15 protein-coding genes are annotated in these 18679 nt (G+C 66.3%); 5 read left to right on the plus strand and 10 right to left on the minus strand.

The genetic code is table 11. From position 1 onward, the window contains the following. The first annotated feature begins 68 nt into the window (after window positions 1–68). Window positions 69–452 carry a hypothetical protein gene (locus FA85_RS11400; RefSeq protein ID WP_139382838.1) on the plus strand — a complete coding sequence of 128 codons (384 nt, stop codon included), beginning with the start codon at window positions 69–71 and terminating at the stop codon, window positions 450–452. Between the two features lie 137 nt (window positions 453–589). Next, window positions 590–988, plus strand: a complete 399-nt coding sequence (locus FA85_RS11405; protein ID WP_036116617.1) for a hypothetical protein — start codon at window positions 590–592, stop codon at window positions 986–988. 82 nt (window positions 989–1070) lie between these two features. Here FA85_RS11405 and FA85_RS11410 read toward each other — a convergent pair whose 3' ends face one another. From FA85_RS11410 to pepN, 5 genes are all read right to left on the minus strand, one after another. Next, the gene (locus tag FA85_RS11410) at window positions 1071–2888 is read right to left on the minus strand and encodes an autotransporter domain-containing protein (protein ID WP_036116616.1); all 1818 of its coding nucleotides are present in this window, start codon (window positions 2886–2888) and stop codon (window positions 1071–1073) included. Window positions 2889–3032: 144 nt separating this feature from the next. Continuing rightward, window positions 3033–5372, minus strand: a complete 2340-nt coding sequence (locus tag FA85_RS11415; protein ID WP_036116615.1) for a Tex family protein — start codon at window positions 5370–5372, stop codon at window positions 3033–3035. 105 nt (window positions 5373–5477) lie between these two features. Then, window positions 5478–6227: an RDD family protein gene (locus tag FA85_RS11420; RefSeq protein ID WP_051944089.1), complete on the minus strand. Its 750-nt coding sequence runs from the start codon at window positions 6225–6227 to the stop codon at window positions 5478–5480. Window positions 6228–6320: 93 nt separating this feature from the next. Further along, window positions 6321–8195, minus strand: coding sequence for a tRNA uridine-5-carboxymethylaminomethyl(34) synthesis enzyme MnmG (mnmG, locus tag FA85_RS11425; protein WP_036116613.1), 1875 nt, complete (start codon window positions 8193–8195; stop codon window positions 6321–6323). Between the two features lie 435 nt (window positions 8196–8630). After that, window positions 8631–11279 (minus strand): aminopeptidase N, encoded by a 2649-nt coding sequence (gene pepN, locus FA85_RS11430; RefSeq protein ID WP_036116610.1) that lies wholly within the window; start codon window positions 11277–11279, stop codon window positions 8631–8633. A gap of 74 nt (window positions 11280–11353) precedes the next feature. On the opposite strand from pepN, the gene FA85_RS11435 reads away from it, so the two are divergent. From FA85_RS11435 to FA85_RS11445, 3 genes are all read left to right on the plus strand, one after another. Beyond that, window positions 11354–12358: an aldose 1-epimerase gene (locus FA85_RS11435; protein ID WP_036116607.1), complete on the plus strand. Its 1005-nt coding sequence runs from the start codon at window positions 11354–11356 to the stop codon at window positions 12356–12358. Continuing rightward, window positions 12355–13299, plus strand: coding sequence for a threonine ammonia-lyase (locus FA85_RS11440; protein ID WP_036116605.1), 945 nt, complete (start codon window positions 12355–12357; stop codon window positions 13297–13299). The genes FA85_RS11435 and FA85_RS11440 overlap by 4 nt, the downstream gene beginning before the upstream one ends. Window positions 13300–13470: 171 nt before the next feature. Next, the gene (locus tag FA85_RS11445) at window positions 13471–14040 is read left to right on the plus strand and encodes a DNA-3-methyladenine glycosylase I (RefSeq protein WP_036116603.1); all 570 of its coding nucleotides are present in this window, start codon (window positions 13471–13473) and stop codon (window positions 14038–14040) included. Here the strand turns inward: FA85_RS11445 and bioC are convergent. Genes bioC through bioB form a run of 5 tightly spaced genes read right to left on the minus strand, consistent with a single transcriptional unit; the run spans window position 14017 to window position 18662 of the window. Then, entirely contained in the window at window positions 14017–14904 is an 888-nt protein-coding gene (gene bioC / locus FA85_RS11450) for a malonyl-ACP O-methyltransferase BioC (protein WP_036116601.1), read from the minus strand. The genes FA85_RS11445 and bioC overlap by 24 nt on opposite strands. Then, on the minus strand, window positions 14901–15674 hold the full coding sequence (gene bioH / locus FA85_RS11455; protein WP_036116600.1) for a pimeloyl-ACP methyl ester esterase BioH: 774 nt from the start codon (window positions 15672–15674) through the stop codon (window positions 14901–14903). The genes bioC and bioH overlap by 4 nt, the downstream gene beginning before the upstream one ends. After that, a complete protein-coding gene (locus tag FA85_RS11460) occupies window positions 15671–16438 on the minus strand; it encodes a sulfurtransferase (protein WP_239739916.1) in 768 nt (255 codons plus the stop codon). Before FA85_RS11460 ends, bioH begins: the two co-directional genes overlap by 4 nt. Next, window positions 16438–17658 carry an 8-amino-7-oxononanoate synthase gene (gene bioF, locus FA85_RS11465; protein ID WP_036116598.1) on the minus strand — a complete coding sequence of 407 codons (1221 nt, stop codon included), beginning with the start codon at window positions 17656–17658 and terminating at the stop codon, window positions 16438–16440. The genes FA85_RS11460 and bioF overlap by 1 nt, the downstream gene beginning before the upstream one ends. Beyond that, window positions 17655–18662 (minus strand): biotin synthase BioB, encoded by a 1008-nt coding sequence (gene bioB / locus FA85_RS11470; protein WP_036116596.1) that lies wholly within the window; start codon window positions 18660–18662, stop codon window positions 17655–17657. Before bioB ends, bioF begins: the two co-directional genes overlap by 4 nt. Window positions 18663–18679 lie beyond the last annotated feature (17 nt).

Below are 18679 nucleotides of genomic sequence, written 5' to 3' on the forward strand. Positions count from 1 at the left end.
CTGATGTCCGGCCCAGGCCGTACTGCATGAAACGCGGAATCTTTTTCCGCCTCACGGAGATACGAAAGATGAAGCACCTCCTCCCCAAGCTCGCCGTTTTCGCGCTGCCTCTCCTCGGATTTGTCGGTACGGCCCAGGCGCTTGCCCTTACCGCGAGTTCTCACAAGTACTTCGATGAAACCGGGGCTCTGGTCGGTCAGGATATCCGTACGTGTGAAGCCCTGACATACCAGGCCGGTAATACCCACACCGCTTATTCGATTACCGAAGAAGTGAATTGCGGATCCGACCGTAAGCCTCGCTATATCGTGGCCAACACGATCATCACGGCTTACACGTTGCCGGGTTCTCTGCCGATTGCTACCGCGTGCAGCATCGCGGAGTGCGAACCGGTCGGCGTCGCAGAACCGCGAATGCTGGAAGATAAGGGTTGGACTTGGACTAACCCGTAGAACTAGTCATTACGGACGTAGGACGACTACGGCCGTTGTAAAGCCGCGTATTAGCAGTCACTCGGAACTACATCTCCATGGCTCCATCGGATGCTATGGCCACGGCACATAGTGTGCTTCCTTGACGAAGGACCAATATGAAAAGCTTTGCCGTTCTCGGCTTGTCGCTCTCGCTCTTCGCGGCTACATCCGCTCATGCTGCAGCGATCTACAACGAGTCCAGAAAATACTTTGACGAGAACGGAATTCTCGTCGGTCAGCAAATTGCACTCTGCTCGAACCATTCGTACTATGCAGGTAATGTGCATACGGCGTACGTCATTGACGAAGAAATCCTCTGCCAGGGGGCCGGTGGAAAGTCTCCTCCTCAGGTGAGCTACATCGTTCCCGGGACGCGCATTGTCTCGTACACCCTTCCAGGGTTTCTCGGTATCGAGCAAGCATGCTCCATTGCCGAGTGCGAATCATCCGATGTCCCGGAAATCGATAGGCTTATGGATAAGGGATGGACGTGGAATGTGGGCTGGGGGAACTGACGGCCCTCTGCCATTACAGCAAAAAGACGCCGGCTGAAGCCGGCGTCTTTTTTTGCAACCGATCCGCTCGTGAGAGGCTCGATCAGAACGACATTTTCAGCCCGAGGTTGAGGCTGTTGTAACGCTGCGTGTCGTCTGCGAAGCGACCACTGTAGCTCGCCCAGCCGCTCCAGGTCTGGCTGAAGTCGGCGGTGACGCCGAGGTCGGCCGTGGCCCAGGTCTTGTCCGGGGTGAAACCCTGGACCTCGAACTTACCGGCCATGCTGTTGAGACCCGCGGTGACGTAACGATCGTCGGCGCGGCCGTCGTGGTTGTAGGACACCTCGGCGAACGGGTGCAGCATGGTGCTGCCGGCCTGCATCGACCCCTGCAGGCGCCAGCCTGCCGTTTCGATACGAGCGTTACGCGTCTGCTTGCCGAAGGTCATCGCGGTGCTGGTGTTGCTGCGCTCGGTGTAACCGAACACGCGCAGCTGCTCGAATTCCACGCTGACGAACGGGCCGGTCTTGAGTGTGTCGCTACCGAACCACCAACCGCCCTGCAGGCCTGCGCCCACGTGCGAGCCATCGGTTTTGCCCGTCTCGGTGCGACGTGCGGCGCCGAGGTCGATGCGGCGATCGATGTCGGTGAAGCTGAGCTGGCCGAAGGTGACGAACGCGCCGCCGTAACCGCCGCCCTGGTGATAGAAGGCGTAACCCGAACCGGCGACGTCCTGCATCTTGTAGCCGCCACCGCCCTGGAAGTCGGCGTTGTTCTGGGACAGGCCAAGAGCGACACCGACGGAGACGTTCTCGTTGACCTTGGCATCCGCACCGACCGTCAGGTTGACGTTGTCGCTGTCGGTCTTCGGCGAAGTGTCGGTCGTCTTGAACTTCTGCTGGCCGTAGTCGACGGCCGCGAACACGCGGGAGTCGGCGCCGAAGTTATCGGCGAGCATCTGGTTACGCAGCACACGGACATGCGCGGCGTCGGAGGCGAGACCGGCTTCGCCGAGCAGCGAGATCTTCTGCGGGGCGGTAATCACCGAAATCGCATACTGGCCGAGGATCGCGTGAGCCGCCGTGGTCGGGTGAATGCCGTCGGCGAACAGGTAGGTCGATGCCGCATTCGGGTCGCGCAGGGTGGCCGGCGTGCAGGTCAGCGAGCTGGCCGTGCTGCAGGCCGGCACGGTGACGTTGGTGAAGCCGTAGGTGCTCGGGCTTGCGATGACTTCGTTGAGCAGCGCGTAGGTGTCGATCGGCACGATGCCGCGGTTGGCCTGGGCCAGACCGCCGGATAAGATGCCGTTGTAGACCTGCGACAGCTGGCTGATCTGGCCGGCGGCCGTTGCGCCCTGAGCCAGCGCTGCGGGGGTCTTGCCGACGTCGGGCAGGTTGAAGACGACGATGGTCTTCGCGCCAGCCGCCTGCAGTGCCTTGATCTGGCCGACTTCGTTCGTGGCGGCCGTGGCGACGGTCACCTGGGCCGTGGCCGGGTTGTTCAGTGCCGCCAGCAGGTCGTTGGCGCCGATCCACATGGTGTACAGCGCGTTCGGGTCGGCCTTGCCGCCGGTGGACGCGAGATACGTCTGAATCTGTGTCGAGGTCGGCGGGACGGTCAGCGGCGTGCCGGTGACCGGGTTGACCGTGGCGGCACGCGCGTTGCCGTACGCGTAGTCGGTTCCGCCCTTGAGTGACGGGGTGAGCGAGAGCCCGTAGTACGACGCGATGTTCTCGACCGCGACCGTGCCCGGGTTCGTGGTGAAGCGGAGCGCGACAGGCGAGCGGATCAGCGTGGAGACGTTGCCGTTGTCGCTCAGGCTGTCACCGAAGGACACCACCTGCGTGAAACCGTCGGCGTGCGCCCCGGCACTGAAGAGAAGGGCGGCGCCGATGGCACCGGCAAGATGACGAATACGCATGTGGAATCACTCCGTGTGTGGGGCGTTAGAGAAACGTTACGGTAATCGAAGCCATACGCCAGCGCATGCTGCGGCGCACTAGGATCTTGCGGATGGGTGGTCCCCTGACTCCGCGCCTCGGACGAGGCGCGGAGCGGTGTTGCGTTATTTCTTAAGCGCGCGCGAGAAAGCGTCGGCGAACGCGCTGTTGGACGGGGCGGCAGCCTGCTTCGGTGGCTGGGGCGCACGGGCACCGCCACCCTGCCCGCCGCGACGATTGCCGCCACCCGCAGGGGCGTCGTCGCGCTGACCGGGGCGACCACCGCGCGCTTCGCCCGGCACATCATCCAGGCGCATGCTGAGTGCGATGCGCTTGCGCGGCAGGTCGATCTCCATGACCTTCACCTTGACGATGTCGCCCGCTTTCACCGCATCGCGCGGATCCTTGACGAAGGTATGCGACAGCGCCGACACGTGGACCAGACCGTCCTGATGCACGCCGATGTCGACGAACGCGCCAAAGGCGGCGACATTGGTCACGCGTCCTTCGAGCACCATGCCCACGGTGAGATCCTTCAGGTCTTCCACACCCTCGGCAAAGCTCGGCGCGACGAACTCCGGACGCGGATCGCGGCCGGGCTTTTCCAGTTCCCTGAGGATGTCGCGCACGGTCGGTACACCGAACTTCTCATCGGTGAAGTCTTCCGCCTTCAGGCTGCGCAGGAACGACGTATCGCCGATCACCTGCTTCACCTCGCGACCGCACTGCTTGAGGATGCGCTCGACGACGGGGTACGCCTCGGGATGCACGGAGCTGGCGTCGAGCGGGTTGCTGCCCGCGCTGATGCGGAGGAAGCCGGCGCACTGCTCGAAGGCCTTGTCGCCAAGGCGCGGTACCTTGAGCAGGTCCTTGCGGCTGGGGAAGGGGCCGTTCGCATCGCGATGCTTGACGACGTTCTCGGCGACGCTGCTGGACAAGCCGGCGACACGCGCGAGCAGCGGGGCGGACGCGGTGTTGACGTCGACGCCTACGGCGTTGACGCAGTCTTCGACGCGTGCGTCGAGTGCGCGCGCCAGCTTCACCTGGTTGACGTCGTGCTGATACTGGCCGACACCGATCGCCTTCGGTTCGATCTTGACCAGCTCCGCCAGAGGATCCTGCAGGCGGCGTGCGATCGACACGGCGCCGCGGATCGACACGTCGAGTTCGGGGAATTCCTTCGATGCGAGCTCCGACGCGGAGTACACCGACGCGCCGGCTTCGCTGACGACGACCTTCGACAGATTGAGGTCGGCGTGCTTGCGCATCACTTCACCGGTCAGCTTGTCGGTCTCGCGCGAGGCGGTTCCGTTGCCGATGGCGATCAGGTTGACGCCATGCTGCTTGCTGAGCTGCGCGATGCGCGCGACCGACTGATCCCACTGGTTGCGCGGCTCGTGCGGATAAATGGTGTCGTACGCGAGCAGCTTGCCCGTGGCGTCGACGATGGCGAGCTTGCAGCCGGTCCGGATGCCCGGATCGAGGCCCATCACGGTCTTGCCGCCGGCCGGAGCGGCCAGCAACAGGTCCTTGAGGTTTTCACCGAAGACGCGGATAGCCTCGTCCTCGGCGCCTTCACGTACGCGACCGAACAGGTCGAGCGTCAGGTGCAGATGCAGCTTGACGCGCCAGGTCAGGCGCACGGTCTCGCGCAGCCAGGCGTCGGCCGCGCGGCCCTGGTTGACGATGCCGGCGCGTGCGGCCACGCGGCCCTCGCCCTCGGCATGGCCCTGATCGGCATCGACGGCGGGGTTGAGGTCGATCTCGAGCACGCCTTCGTTGCGGGCGCGCATCAGCGCGAGCAGGCGGTGCGACGGAATCTTCGAGACCGACTCGGCATGATCGAAATAGTCGCGGAACTTCGCGCCTTCGTTTTCCTTGCCGGGCACGACGGTGGCGCGGATCTGGCCGTTCTCCCAGAGCCAGTCGCGCAGCTCGCCCACGAGGGTGGCGTCTTCAGCGATGGCTTCCATCAGGATGGCGCGCGCGCCGTCCAGTGCGGCCTTTACGTCGGCCACGCCCTTGTCGGCATCCACGAAGGCCGCGGCGACGGTTTCCGGGTCCTGCGTGGGATCTTCGCGCAGGCCGAGCGCGAGGGGCTCGAGGCCGGCTTCGCGAGCGATCTGTGCCTTGGTACGGCGTTTGGGTTTGTACGGAAGGTAGAGATCCTCCAGGCGGGCCTTGGTGTCGGCGCTGAGGATGTCGGCCTTGAGGGCGTCGGTCATCTTGCCCTGTTCGGCGACGCTGTCGAGGATCGCGGCGCGACGGTCTTCCAGCTCGCGCAGGTAGCGCAGGCGCTCTTCGAGCAGGCGAAGCTGGATGTCGTCGAGACCGCCGGTGACTTCCTTGCGGTAGCGGGCGATGAACGGCACCGTGGCGCCACCGTCGAGCAGTTCCACCGCCGCGCGCACCTGTTCGGGCTTCGCGGCGATGTCCTGGGCAATACGTTGTTCGATGCTCTGCATGACTTTCCTGTGCTTTGACTCAGCCGGCCGGCATGTCGGGCCGGGCCGCCGATGATAGCAAGCACAGGTGGTAACCCGGCCTCCGGGCCGGGGCAGGTCGGGCAATCAGGCGTCGAAGCTGCCGTTCGTCCCGGTACGTGGGGCTTGCACGGCGGCCTTGTCCGCGCGACCCAGTACGACGTAGGTGCTGGCCAGGAGGTCATGGACCCCCTGCTTGCGCTCGGTGAAGGCGGCGACCACGTAGAACACCATGGGTACCAGCAATGTCACGGCATTGAACAGGCGAACCACGTTGCGGGCGGCGGCGCGACCGATCGTCAGGCGCTGACCGCTGGCGTCGGTCACGCGGATGCCGCACGCGAGCTTGCCGGGCGTGGCCTGCCACTTCGAGCTTTCGAAGAAGGCGTAGTAAGCGAAACCGATCACCAGCAGCACATAGGAGATGGGTTGCACGGCCTCGGCGTACGCCTTGATCGCGCCGGCCTGATCGTGTTCGAACTGCGCCATCATCGACGCCATCAGACTGCCCAGCCCCATCATCAGGCTGATGACGGTGAAGGGGACCATCAGGATGATGTAGTCGATCACCCAGGCGCCGAAGCGCAGCCAGAAACCGGCGTACTCCGGCTCCACGGCGGCCTCGTTGATTCCCATGAAGGGCGGCGGCGGGGGCGGCACGACGCCGGGCGCGGGGCGGTCGTCGGGAAAGAGTTCGCCCAGGGGGCGCCAGTCGCTCATGCCCTCGTACCAGCCGAGTTCCTCAGGACGGCAAGTGCCGTCCCGCAGCCACTGACGGATCTCGTCGTCCGCGTAAGGCCCGAACCGCTCGCCGTTTCGTCCGATCCACACTTGCATGCTGCTGTCTTCCCGCCTCAACCGATGAGGCGATGATGCCAGATGGGTGCGTCATCCGCCGCCTGCTGAAAGCCACGGTGGTCTCGCCCGGGCTCAGGCGGCTCGTCGTTTCAGGTGCACCAGCAGCAGCGAAATCGCCGCGGGAGTGACGCCGCTGATACGGGAGGCCTGGCCGATGGTCGCCGGCAGCGAGCGCTTCAGCTTGAGCAGTACCTCAGCCGACAGGCCACGCACGCGGTCGTAGTCGAAGCTCTCGGGGATGCTGGTCGACTCATGACGGCGCTGGCGCTCGATCTCCTCACGCTGGCGCTCGAGGTAACCCGAGTATTTGGCCTGGACCTCCACCTGGGTCGCCACTTCGGCGTCGTCTACCGCCGGACCCAGTTCGGGAACGGCGGTCAGCGCCGCGTAGTCCATCTCCGGCCGACGAAGCAGGTCCAGTGCGTGTGTCTCGCGACTCACGGCGATGCCCAGCGAGCGCTGCACGGCCGCGCCAAGCGCGTTGGCGGGTGCGGCCCAGAGTCCACGCAGGCGGGCGGTTTCGCGCTCGGCGGCGTCACGCTTGGCTTCCAGACGGCGGAAGCGGTCTTCCGACACGACGCCCTTCGCATAGCCCTGCGCGGTCAGGCGCAGGTCGGCGTTGTCTTCGCGCAGATGCAAGCGATATTCGGCCCGCGAGGTGAACATGCGGTACGGCTCGATCGTGCCGTTGGTCGTCAGGTCGTCGATCAGCACGCCCATGTAAGCCTCGTCGCGGCGCGGATACCACGGCGCGTCGCCGCGTACGCTCAGTGCGGCATTCATGCCGGCGATCAGGCCCTGAGCCCCCGCTTCCTCGTAACCCGTGGTGCCGTTGATCTGGCCGGCGAACCAGAGGCCGGGAATGGCCCGGGTTTCCAGCCACGGATGCAGGCCGCGCGGGTCGAAGTAGTCGTATTCGATCGCATAGCCCGGGCGCGTGATGTGGGCATTCGCGAAACCGGGGATCGAACGGACCAGTGCGTACTGCACATCGAAGGGCAGTGACGTGGAAATGCCGTTCGGATAGATCTCGAACGTGTCGAGGCCCTCGGGCTCGACGAAGATCTGGTGGGAGGTCTTGTCCGCGAAGCGAACGACCTTGTCCTCGATCGACGGGCAGTACCGCGGGCCTACGCCCTCGATCTGTCCGCTGTACAGCGGCGACCGGTCCAGCGAACCACGGATCAGGTCGTGCGTCGCCTCGGTCGTGTGCGTGATCCAGCAGCTGACCTGGCGCGGATGTTCCGCCGCCGAACCCATGTACGAGAAGTGCGGCATCGGATCGTCGCCCGGCTGCTCGGCCAGCAGCGAGAAGTCGATGCTGCGGCTGTCGATGCGCGGCGGGGTACCGGTCTTCAGGCGGTCGGCGGCGACCGGCAACTCGCGAAGCTTCGCGGCCAGCGTCGAGGCTGGCGGATCGCCCGCACGGCCACCGGCGTACTGCGCGCTGCCGATGTGAATCTTGCCGGCGAGGAACGTGCCCGCGGTAAGCACGACGGCGGGCGCGTGGAAGTCCAGGCCCATCTGCGTACGTACGCCGGCCACCCGGCCATCTACCAGGATCAGGTCGTCGACCGCCTGCTGGAACAGCACCAGATTGGGCTGCGTCTCGACGATGGAGCGAATGGCGGCGCGGTAAAGCGCACGGTCGGCCTGGCAGCGCGTCGCGCGGACGGCCGGCCCCTTGGACGCGTTCAGCGTCCGCCACTGGATACCGGCCCGATCCGCCGCATGCCCCATAGCGCCGCCAAGAGCATCGATTTCCTTGACCAGATGCCCTTTGCCGATGCCGCCGATGGCGGGATTGCAGCTCATCTGCCCGATCGTTTCGATGTTGTGGCTGAGCAGCAGGGTTCGTGCGCCGGCGCGTGCGGACGCAAGCGCCGCCTCGGTGCCGGCGTGTCCGCCACCGACCACGATGACGTCGTAGGTTTCTGTATGCAGCATGGGAATGGTTCGCGCGAGGCCTGCCCGCATTTTACGCCAGCAAGACCGTGTAGGTTGGCACGCGTTATGCTTTCTAAGTCAGGCACTTCACCTGGGCAGACGCTGCGCGATAACACGCGCGCCGAGACCGAACGACAGGGGTTTGGTCGTGTGCCGGAGGGAGGAAGCGGGATGTGGGCAAGGATGCCCCATTCGACTTATCGAATGAGATCTGGCGCCCGGCGGTCTCAGGAACAGGGGGAATCCAGGATGACCGTGCTGCCGGGCGCCAGAAACCGTATGACTGGCACAAAGAGCCGCGGCATCAGCTGCGGCTTTCTTCGTTGGGTGAGAATCTACACCGTTCGAATGAACTGTGTGTGACTTTTTCGTCAACCAAGTGCTCTGTTTCGGCAATTGGTGACGCGGTGCGTCAGTTTTTTACGTGGTGCCGCGTCAGCCCATGGCCACCCGAGCCAGGATGTCGGTGAGATCCCGCGACAAATCCTTGCGCGCCGCGAGTTCGGCCACGACCGCATGGGCAGCCTCCCGTCGTACGGGCTCCAGCCGCTTCCAGCCATTGAATGCCGTCGCCACGCGAGCGGCCACCTGCGGATTGAGCGCGTCGATGGCGACCAGGCGATCGCCCAGCCAGCGGTACGCGGCACCATCGGCGCGATGAAAGCCGCTGGGATTGGCGCGGGCAAACGTTCCGATCAGCGACTGCACCCGGTTGGGGTTCTTCAGCGTAAAGGCGACATCGTGCTCGATGGCCTGAACGCGGGCGAACGCGCCATCGCCGGGCAACTGCGCCTGCACGGCAAACCACTTATCCAGTGCAAGGGCATTGCCCTCATAGCGCTGACGGAAGTGGGCGATGGCGGACGCGGCTGCCGCCGGGTCCAGGGTCGCCAGCGTGCTCAGGGCGGCAAGACGGTCGGTCATGCCCGGCGCCTCGTCGTACTGAGCGCGTGCCAGTTTTGCGGCGGTGTCCTTGTCGACCAGGCCGAGCAGGTCGAGTACGCGCCGTTTGAGCTGGCGTCGGGCCTGACTGACTGAATCGAGACTGGCGCTGGTCGCCGCGCGCAGGGTGTCGTAGCGCGTCCGCAGCGTCGATGCGCCGATGCGCGTCGCCAGTGCGCGCAGCATGCCCTGACGGGCCTCGCGAATCCGGTCGGGGTCACGTTCGGCCTGACGCTCCACCAACTCGATCTCACCGGGCGGGGTGAGCAGTTCGGCGAGCAGCGCATCGTCCATCGCCGGGTCGGCGAACAGGTCGGCCAGCGCCGCTGTCCACGCCCCGATGGCGGCGCTCGTGGTTCGACCGTCACGGACATCGTCATAGGCCAGGCCGGCCAGTTGCTGGCCCGCCTCCCAGCGATTGAAGCCGTCCACATCGTGACGAAGCAGCACGGCCAGTTCATCCGGCGCGTAATCGAATTCCAGGATGACCGGGGCGGAAAAGCCGCGCAGCAGGGAGGGCACCGGAACGGCGTCGAGGTCCTCGAAGACGAAGGCATGCTCCGCGTCCCGCAGCACCAGCGTGCGCTCGGTCTCGCCGGTGGCATCTTCCCCCTCCAGGCGGAGCGGCAAGGCCTTGCCCAAGCGATCGAACAGCGACAGGCGGACAGGCACGGGAAGCGGCTGCTTGGTCGGCTGACCCGCGCTCGCCGGCGTACGCTGACGAAGCGTCAGGCGGTAGCGTCGCTGTGCCGCGTCGTAGCGGCCCTCGGCGGTCAGGCGCGGCGTGCCGGCCTGGCCGTACCAGGCAAGATAGGGCGAGAGATCCGTGTCGTTCGCCTCGCCCAGCGCGGCGAGGAAATCCTCGATGGTCGCGGCGTGACCGTCATGCCGGTCGAAGTACAGATCCATACCCCGGCGGAAGCCGGCCGCGCCGAGATGCCCGGCGAGCATGCGCACGAGTTCCGAGCCCTTCTCGTACACCGTCGCGGTGTAAAAGTTGTTGATCTCGCTGTACTGCGAGGGGCGTACCGGATGCGACAAGGGGCCGGCGTCTTCCGGGAACTGCGCGCGGCGTAACAGGGCGACGTCTTCGATGCGCTTGAGCGGCGCCGAGTTCATGTCGGCGGAGAAGTTTTGCTCGCGGAAAACCGTCAGGCCTTCTTTCAGGCTGAGCTGGAACCAGTCGCGGCAGGTGACGCGATTGCCGCTCCAGTTATGGAAATACTCGTGGGCGACCACGGCCTCGACGTGACGGTACTCGTCGTCGGTGCTCGAATCCGGATCGGCCAGCAGGTATTTCGCGTTGAAGATGTTGAGGCCCTTGTTCTCCATCGCGCCCATGTTGAAGTCATGCGTGGCGACGACGTGGAACACGTCCAGATCGTAATTGCGACCGTACGTCCGCTCATCCCATTTCATGCAGCGAATCAGCGAATCCATCGCGTAGTCGCAGCGGTCGATGACATCGGCCTCGGCCCAGATGTGCAGCGCGACGGCACGGCCGTCCGCGGTGGTGTAGTCGTGGCTGATCCGCTCCAGATGCCCGGCCACGAGCGCGAACAGATAGCTCGGCTTCGGATGCGGATCGACGAAGCGTGCCCAGTGCCGCCCGTCGGGCAGATCACCGGCACCATCGGGATTGCCGCCGGCGAGCAGTACGGGGAAACGGGCCTTGTCCGCGCGCAGTTCCACCGTGTACTTCGACTGGACGTCGGGGCGGTCCGGGAAGAAGGTGATATGCCGGAACCCCTCGGCTTCGCACTGAGTGAGAAGAAAACCCTTCTCGCGGCTACCGGAAAGGTAGAGACCCTCGAAGGCCGTGTTCTCGGCCGGCCGCACGGCGACCCGTGTGCCGATCGTGCAGCGATCGCCTTCGATTGCGATCTCCAGCAGGCCGTTGGCGAGGATGTACTCACCCTCGACCAGACGGCGTCCGTCGACCGTCAGTTCGAGCAGTTCGAGGCCTTCGCCATTGAGGCGGACCGGTTCGTCGGCTCGGCGCCGGAGCTCGAGCGTCGCGGTGACCTCACTCCGGTCGATACCGAGATCGAAGGTCAGCGCGGTGTGCTCGACCGTCCAGGCGGGTGCCCGGTAGTCGGCCAGGCGGATGACAGTGGTGGGGGCGTCCGAACGATCGCTCATGGCAGGCACAACACATCTTCTTGTCTGACAGGCAGGCTAACATGCGGCCAGATCCGTCAAAAGGAAGCCTACCCATGTCCCGTTTCACCGTGACGCGCTCCACCCTGGGCGCCAACGAACTGGTTGTGCTGGTCGATGCCGACGCGGATCGCGAAGTCCGCATCGCGCGCCGTGGCGCCACCGTGCTGTCGATCACCACGCGCGCGGGCGGCGTGCAGCGCAACATCGCCGATGGCTTCCGGGACGAGAACGAGCTGGTGGGCCACAAGGGCTCGCGCTTCGCGATCATGACGCCCTTCGCGAATCGCGTGAACGACTCGCGCTACACCTTTGAAGGAAAATCTTACGATTTGCAGCCCGGTGCCGTCGGTGCCGACCGTGCGGCTCGTCACGGCTTTCTGCGCGGCGTTCTTTTCGACGTGCAGAACGAGCAGGGTGACGACGATAAAGCGTCGGTCACGTTCGCCACCCCGGTGATCCGTCCGGACCTGCAGCCTGGCTATCCGTTCTCGCTCGACTTCAGCGTGACCTTTACGCTCGACGAGCACGGCCTGACGGTCGATGCGCGTACGCGCAACGTCGGTGACAACGCGGCGCCGACCTTTTTCGGCTGGCACCCGTACTTCCGCCTGTCGGACAACCCGATCGAAGGCTGGGAGCTCGAAGTGCCCGCCGACAAGATCATCGCGACGGACGAAGGCTTCATTCCATTGCCGGGTACGCGTGCGTGGCAGTCCGTGGACAAGGCGGATCGTCAGTTCGACTTTCGCAAGCCGCGGGCCATCGGCGCGACGGCGCTGAATCATACCTATGCAGACCTTCAGCTCGGCACCGACGGCAAGGCGCGTACGCGCCTGCGCGATCCGGCGACGGGCGCGGCGATCGCGGTCTGGCAGGAGAAGGGCGTCATGCTCGTCTTCACCTCGGATACGGCGGAGCGCGACGCGCGTAAGTCCGTCGCCCTCGAACCGATGGAGTGCATGCCCGATGCCTTCAATCGCGATGACTGCGCGCCGTTGATCACGCTGGCGCCGGGCGAGGAACGTCGCTTCATCTGCGGTGTGGAGTTCGACGCGTGACAGGGCCGACCTTCGCGGATGTGCGTGATGCCGCCGCGCGTATCGCGCCGTATGCCCTCGTGACACCGGTGCTGCGCAGCGACCGCATCGACGCGCTGGTCGGTGCATCGATCGTGTTCAAGTGCGAAAACCTGCAGCGCGGCGGTGCGTTCAAGTTTCGTGGCGCCACGAACGCCGTCTGGTCACTCGGTGACGAGGAAGCCGCGCGCGGTGTGGTGACCCATTCGTCCGGCAACCACGGCAATGCGCTGGCGATGGCGGCACGTACCCGGGGCATTGCCGCCCACGTCGTCGTGCCTGAGGGCGCGGTGAAAGCCAAGGTGGATGCGATCGCCGCAGCGGGCGCGACCATTCACCGTTGCGCGCCGACGACCGCGGCGCGCGAAGCGGCGGCCGCCGAGATACAGGCGCGGACCGGCGCCGAACTGGTGCACCCGTATGCCGATCCGCGCGTGATGGCGGGTCAGGGAACGCTCCTGCCCGAACTGCTCCGTCAGGCACCTGGCCTCGACACCATCCTGTTTCCCGTCGGCGGTGGCGGTCTGGCTTCCGGATGTTCGATCGCCGCGCACGGCATCGATCCAGGCATCGCCTTGTTCGGTGCCGAACCGGAAGGTGCCGACGACGCGGCGCGTTCGCTCGAGAGCGGACGGCGGGTCGGGCCGTTCACCCCGGAGACGGTATGCGATGGCTTGCGCACGCTGATCGGCGAACCGAACTTTCATGTCCTTCGCGAGCATGGCGTCAGCGTGCTGCGCGTGACCGACGGTGAAGCGATCGACGCCATGAAGCTGCTGTGGACGGAGCTGCGCATCGTCGTCGAAGTATCGAGCGCCACGGTGCTCGCCGCCATGCTGCGTTATCCCGACCGTTTTGCCGGACGTCGTGTGGGCGTCGTGCTTAGCGGCGGCAATGTCGATCTCGACGCACTGCCCTGGTAGCTACCGCCGTCCTGCCCACAGACTGACGGAGACGCCCAGTGTCGGTGCGGGCGGATGTACTTCGATGGTGTTCCCCGCATTCGCACGTCCGCAGCCTGTGTTCGCGGACATCGTTGTGTGCGTCCGGCTTCATATGCTTGTCCCCCTTCGGATGAACCGTGAGGTGGGGACATGCGCTGCGACTGGGCGGAGCGAAGCGAGGTGGAGCGTCGGTTCCACGACACCGAGTGGGGCGTGCCGGTGTATGACGACACGCGCCTCTTCGAGCATCTGACGCTTCATGGCGCGCGCGCGGGCCTCGCCCTGCGTCTGGTGCTGGATAAGCGTGAGAATTACCGCCGCGCTTTCCATGGCTTCGACATCGGGCGGGTGGCCGCGATGAGCGACGGCGAGCTTGCGGCCCTCGCGCTCGACCGCGGACTGATACGACATCGCCTGAAGCTCGCATCCGTGCGCGGCAACGCGCGTGGATGCCAGCGTATTGTCGAGGACACCGGCTCGCTGTCGGCTTACCTGTGGGACTTTGTCGGCGGCGCGCCGGTGATTCATGCATGGCAGCGGGCGTGCGACGTCCCCTGTCGCAGTGAAGCGTCGGACCGGATGAGCGCCGCGTTGCGCCAGCGTGGGTTTCGCTTCGCGGGTACCGCGCTCTGCTACGCGCTGATGCAATCCACCGGCATGGTCAACGACCATCTGGCGCGGTGCGAGTGCTCGCGATCAGAACGGAGTCTTGCGCCGTGAGCCACGCAGGTTCTCGATGGGGAAGCTTGCGATCTCACCACCGCCTTCGCGGCGCGACTGACCCGCGGGCGGACCCCATGCGTGCGCGGTGACGACTTCCCAGGTCGACGGAATGACGCCGTCGCTTCGCATGGCTTCGTACGCGTCGATCATGCGCTTGTAGTGCTGTTTGCCGGTGAGGCCGCGCGCACGGTCGGCATCGGCGTTGTTGGCACCCAGGCCCTTCAGCTCGTCGAGTACGGCGCGCGGCGTCGGGTACGTCAGGGTGTAGCGCTCGGCGAACAGCACCGGGTCCTTCAGTCCCTGCGCGAGCATCGCGTCACCGACATCGTGCATGTCGAGAAAGCGTGCCACGTGGGCGCGCTGATCGGCTTCGGCCCAGGCGGCACGCAATTCGGTCAGCGTGTCCGGGCCAAACGTCGAGAAGGTGAGCAGGCCACCGGGTTTGAGCACGCGCGCGCACTCGGCGAAAAGTCGCGACAGGTCCTCGCACCACTGAAAACAGAGATTGGAGAAGAGGATATCGACGCTCCGATCCGGCACCGGCAGTGTGTACGCATCGGCGACGACGCGGCCGAACGGTTTCAGCCAGCTGGCATGCTGCTTCGCCTGCTTCAGCATCGGCAGCGCGAGGTCGACCGCGATCACCTGGGCCTTCGGATAACGCTTCTTCAGGGCGGCGCTGCCGCGTCCCGTTCCGGCGCCCACGTCGAGTACGACCTCGGGCACCTGTTCGAAGATCTCAAGGCGCTCGACCAGTGTCGACTGCACTTCGCGCTGTAGCGCGTCGTGTTTTTCGTAGGTGCCCGCGGCACGGCCGAAGTTACGTCGGACCTGGCGTCGATCGAAATGGAAGTCGCTCATGGATTCGCGTCGGTGAACTGCGTGAGGACTTCCGCCACGGCGGCGGCGTGTCCGATAAAGGGGGCGTGCCCGGCATGGGCGATTTCTTCGAACCGTCCACCGGCCGCTTGCGCGGACCAGCGCATCGTGTCGGGATGGACGATGCGGTCGCGACGACCGGCTATCCAGAGGCTCGGGCGAGCGATCTCGTGCAGGCGCGGTCGCAGGTCGGTGGCCTCGAGGAGTCGCAGGCCTTCCATCAGCACGCGCGGATCGGGCTCGCCGCGCGAGAACGCCTCGTCCTTCAGGCGTCGCGCCTCCGCGCGCGGGTCGGCGCTACCCATGGCTTCGAGTGCGATGAAGCGTTCGACCGTCGCGCGGTAGTCCGCATCGAGGTCCGCCGCCAGCTTCCGCACCATCGCTGCATCGTTGCCATGCGGCCAGTTCTCGTCTTTCACGAAGCACGGCGTGGAGCACATCGGCACCACAGCGCGGACGTGGTCAGGCAGGTCGAGTGCCGCCACGAGCGCGACCAGTCCGCCCATCGACCAGCCCAGCCACACGGCGGGCGGGGTGACTTCGGCGATGGCGCGCGCGCATGCCAGCGGCTCGAGCGGGATGTCGGAGTCGCGGGAATAACCGTGGCCCGGCAGATCCACGACATACATCGTGAAACGGTCGGCAAGCGCTTCGATCAGTGGCGCGAGGATGCCGCCGTGCATGGCCCAGCCATGGATCATCACCAGCGGCGTCGGGCCGGTACCATGCGTCTCGATATGCAGGCCGGTCATGCCGCGGTGCTCGGCGCCAGGCCCGGGTCGACCGCGCCGCGATCGTCGAAGACGAAGCAGTCGCCGCGCCAGTGCGCGCCTCCGACTTCCTCGAAGTATTTGAGAATGCCGCCTTCGAGCTGGAAGACGCGATCGATACCGATCCCCGCCATGTGGATGGCCGCCTTCTCGCAGCGGATGCCGCCCGTGCAGAACGACACCACCGTCTTGCCATCGAAGCGCGCGCGGTCGGCGGCGACGGCGTCGGGAAACGCCGTGAAGCTGGCGATGCCGTACTCCACCGTGTTCTCGAACGTGCCGGCCGCCACTTCGTAATCGTTGCGCGTATCGACCAGCACCACTTCACGGCCGTCATCGTCATGGCCCTGATCGAGCCAGCGGCGCAGATCGGTCGGCAGGACATGCGGCGCGCGGCCCGCCCCGGGGCGGATCGCAGGCGCGCGCATGGTGATGATTTCCTTCTTCAGGCGTACGCGCATGCGGCTGAACGGCACGTGGTCCGAGAGGCTCTCCTTCGGTGCGATATCCGCGAAGCGGGCGTCCTCGTGCAGCCAGGCCATGAACGACGCGATGGCCTCACGCCGCGCGGCCAGAAACAGGTTGATCCCTTCCGGCGCCAGCAGGATCGTGCCCTTCAGCGCCAGGGCGTCGCAGCGTGCGACAAAGTGCGCGCGCAGGTCGTCCAGGTCGTCCAGGGCGACGAACTTGTAGGCGGAAATATTGAGGATCGACATGGGCATGGCGTGGGGCGTGCGGTCGTCCATTATACGGCCACGTCCTGCCGGGGGCGGGGCAGCGCCGCCAGGGCGCCCAGCAAGCCGTCGATGCGGTCGGGCGTATGTGTCGCGGATAGCGTGATGCGCAGGCGCGCCGCTCCGCGAGGCACCGTCGGCGGGCGAATCGCCACCACGAGGAAGCCGGCGGCCTCGAGCGCGCGCGCGGCGGCCATCGCGTCGTCCGCCCCGCCGATCAGCAGGGGCTGGATCGCCGTGGGGGAGGGCATGAGCGACAGCCCGATCTGGGCCGCTCCCGCCCGGAAACGGGCGATGTTCTCCCGGAGGCGCTCGCGCCGGCCTTCCGGATCCTTGCGGACCAGTCGCAGTGCGGCTCGCGTGCTGGCCGCGAGCGCCGCGGGCATCGCCGTCGTGTAGATGTAAGACCGGGCGAACTGAACGATCGCCTCGATGACCGCGGCGTCGCCGGCGACGAAAGCCCCGGCGCTGCCGAGGGCCTTTCCCAGCGTGCCCATCAGGACGGGCACCGCGCTCGCATCGAGCCCCGCCGCCGCCACCGAGCCCGCGCCCTCCGGGCCGAGCACGCCCAGGCCGTGCGCGTCATCCACATAAAGCGTGGCCTGGCGCGCGTGGCAGACCCGGGCCAGTTCGGCCAGCGGGGCGATATCGCCGTCCATGCTGAACACGCCATCGGTCGCCACGAGGGCGGGCAGGTCCGGGCGTGTATCGAGTTGCCGTGCGGCGGCCTGCGCGTCGCCATGGAGATAGCGGCGCAGCTCGGCGCCGGCGAGATGGGCGCCGTCCAGCAGGCTGGCGTGGTTGAGGCGGTCCTGGACGCAGAGGGCCGCCGGTTTGCCCGGCGAGGGCATCGCGCCGGCTCCGAGCAGGGCCTGCAGGGCGCCGAGGTTGGCCATGACGCCGGTCGAGAAGAGCACGGCGCGTTCGCGGCCCGTCCAGTCGGCCAGTTCCTCTTCCAGCGCCGCATGTTCGCCGCGATGCCCCGAGACGAGGTGCGCGGCTCCGGTGCCGACGCCTTCAGCGAAGGCGCTGCGGGACATCGCGGCGATCAGGTCGCGATGTCCGGCCAGCCCGAGATAGTCGTTGCCACAGAAGTCGATGAGCACGCGCCCGTCGATCATGCGACGGGCGCCGCCCAGGCTTTCGCAGGTTCGCGCGCGTCGCAGCAGGCCGGTCTGCTCGCGCGCCGCGCGCGCGGCCTCCAGTCGGACGAGGAGGCCCGGCCGGTTCACGCCGCGTCGGCGCGTTCGACGATGTCCGCGTGCACGGTGCCCGGCTCGATCTCGACCTCCATCGGTTTCAGACCGAGGCGCTCGAACAGGCGACGGTCGTGCTCCACATCGGGATTGCCGGTCGTCAGCAATTTCTCGCCATAGAAGATCGAATTGGCGCCCGCGGCGAAGCACAGTGCCTGCAGAGCGTCGTCCATCGACTCACGGCCGGCCGAGAGGCGGACGACCGAGGCCGGCATGAGGATGCGGGCGACGGCGATGCTGCGCACGAACTCGAACGGATCCAGTGCCTCGGTGCCCGCCAGCGGCGTACCGGCGACCTGCACCAGGCGATTGATCGGCACGGACTCCGGATGTTCGGGCAGGTTCGCCAGGGTCATCAGCAGGCCGGCGCGCTGGGCGCGCGATTCACCCATGCCGACGATACCGCCGCAGCAGGTCTTCATACCGGCGTGGCGCACATGCTCCAGCGTGTCCAGGCGGTCCTGGTACTCGCGGGTGTGGATGATTTCGCCGTAGAAGTCCGGCGACGTGTCCAGGTTGTGGTTGTAGAAATCGAGGCCGGCGGACTTCAGCGTATCGGCCTGCGGCTGGGTCAGCATGCCCAGCGTGGCGCAGGTCTGCAGGCCCAGGGCCTTCACCGCGCCGACGATTTCGGCGACTTTGGCCACATCCCGATCCTTCGGCGAGCGCCACGCGGCGCCCATGCAGAAGCGGCTGGCCCCCGCATCCTTGGCGGCCTGCGCCCTGGCGACGACGGCCTCGACGCTCATCAGCTTCTCGGCCTTGACGCCGGTGGCGTAGCGCGCCGCCTGCGGACAGTAGGCGCAATCCTCGGGGCAGCCGCCCGTCTTGATGGAGAGCAGGGTCGAAACCTGCACGGCGTTGGGGTCGTGATACGCACGGTGCACGCTCTGCGCCTGGAAGAGCAGGTCGTTGAACGGCAGGGCGAAAAGGTGCTCGACCTCTTCGCGGGACCAGTCGTGGCGTAGGGCTGCGGTCATGGTGAGATCCCGGGTAC

It is taken from the genome of Luteibacter mycovicinus (assembly GCF_000745235.1).
Classification (GTDB): Bacteria; Pseudomonadota; Gammaproteobacteria; order Xanthomonadales; family Rhodanobacteraceae; genus Luteibacter; species Luteibacter mycovicinus.

Coding starts and splice junctions, on each gene's coding strand:
- bioC (WP_036116601.1), bottom strand. CDS start 14,904: ATGAGCGACTTCCATTTCGATCGACGCCAGGTCCGACGTAACTTCGGC.
- pepN (WP_036116610.1), bottom strand. CDS start 11,279: ATGAGCGATCGTTCGGACGCCCCCACCACTGTCATCCGCCTGGCCGAC.
- FA85_RS11400 (WP_139382838.1), top strand. CDS start 69: ATGAAGCACCTCCTCCCCAAGCTCGCCGTTTTCGCGCTGCCTCTCCTC.
- FA85_RS11445 (WP_036116603.1), top strand. CDS start 13,471: ATGCGCTGCGACTGGGCGGAGCGAAGCGAGGTGGAGCGTCGGTTCCAC.
- FA85_RS11460 (WP_239739916.1), bottom strand. CDS start 16,438: ATGGACGACCGCACGCCCCACGCCATGCCCATGTCGATCCTCAATATT.
- FA85_RS11405 (WP_036116617.1), top strand. CDS start 590: ATGAAAAGCTTTGCCGTTCTCGGCTTGTCGCTCTCGCTCTTCGCGGCT.
- FA85_RS11420 (WP_051944089.1), bottom strand. CDS start 6,227: ATGCAAGTGTGGATCGGACGAAACGGCGAGCGGTTCGGGCCTTACGCG.
- bioH (WP_036116600.1), bottom strand. CDS start 15,674: ATGACCGGCCTGCATATCGAGACGCATGGTACCGGCCCGACGCCGCTG.
- FA85_RS11415 (WP_036116615.1), bottom strand. CDS start 5,372: ATGCAGAGCATCGAACAACGTATTGCCCAGGACATCGCCGCGAAGCCC.
- FA85_RS11410 (WP_036116616.1), bottom strand. CDS start 2,888: ATGCGTATTCGTCATCTTGCCGGTGCCATCGGCGCCGCCCTTCTCTTC.
- FA85_RS11435 (WP_036116607.1), top strand. CDS start 11,354: ATGTCCCGTTTCACCGTGACGCGCTCCACCCTGGGCGCCAACGAACTG.
- bioB (WP_036116596.1), bottom strand. CDS start 18,662: ATGACCGCAGCCCTACGCCACGACTGGTCCCGCGAAGAGGTCGAGCAC.
- mnmG (WP_036116613.1), bottom strand. CDS start 8,195: ATGCTGCATACAGAAACCTACGACGTCATCGTGGTCGGTGGCGGACAC.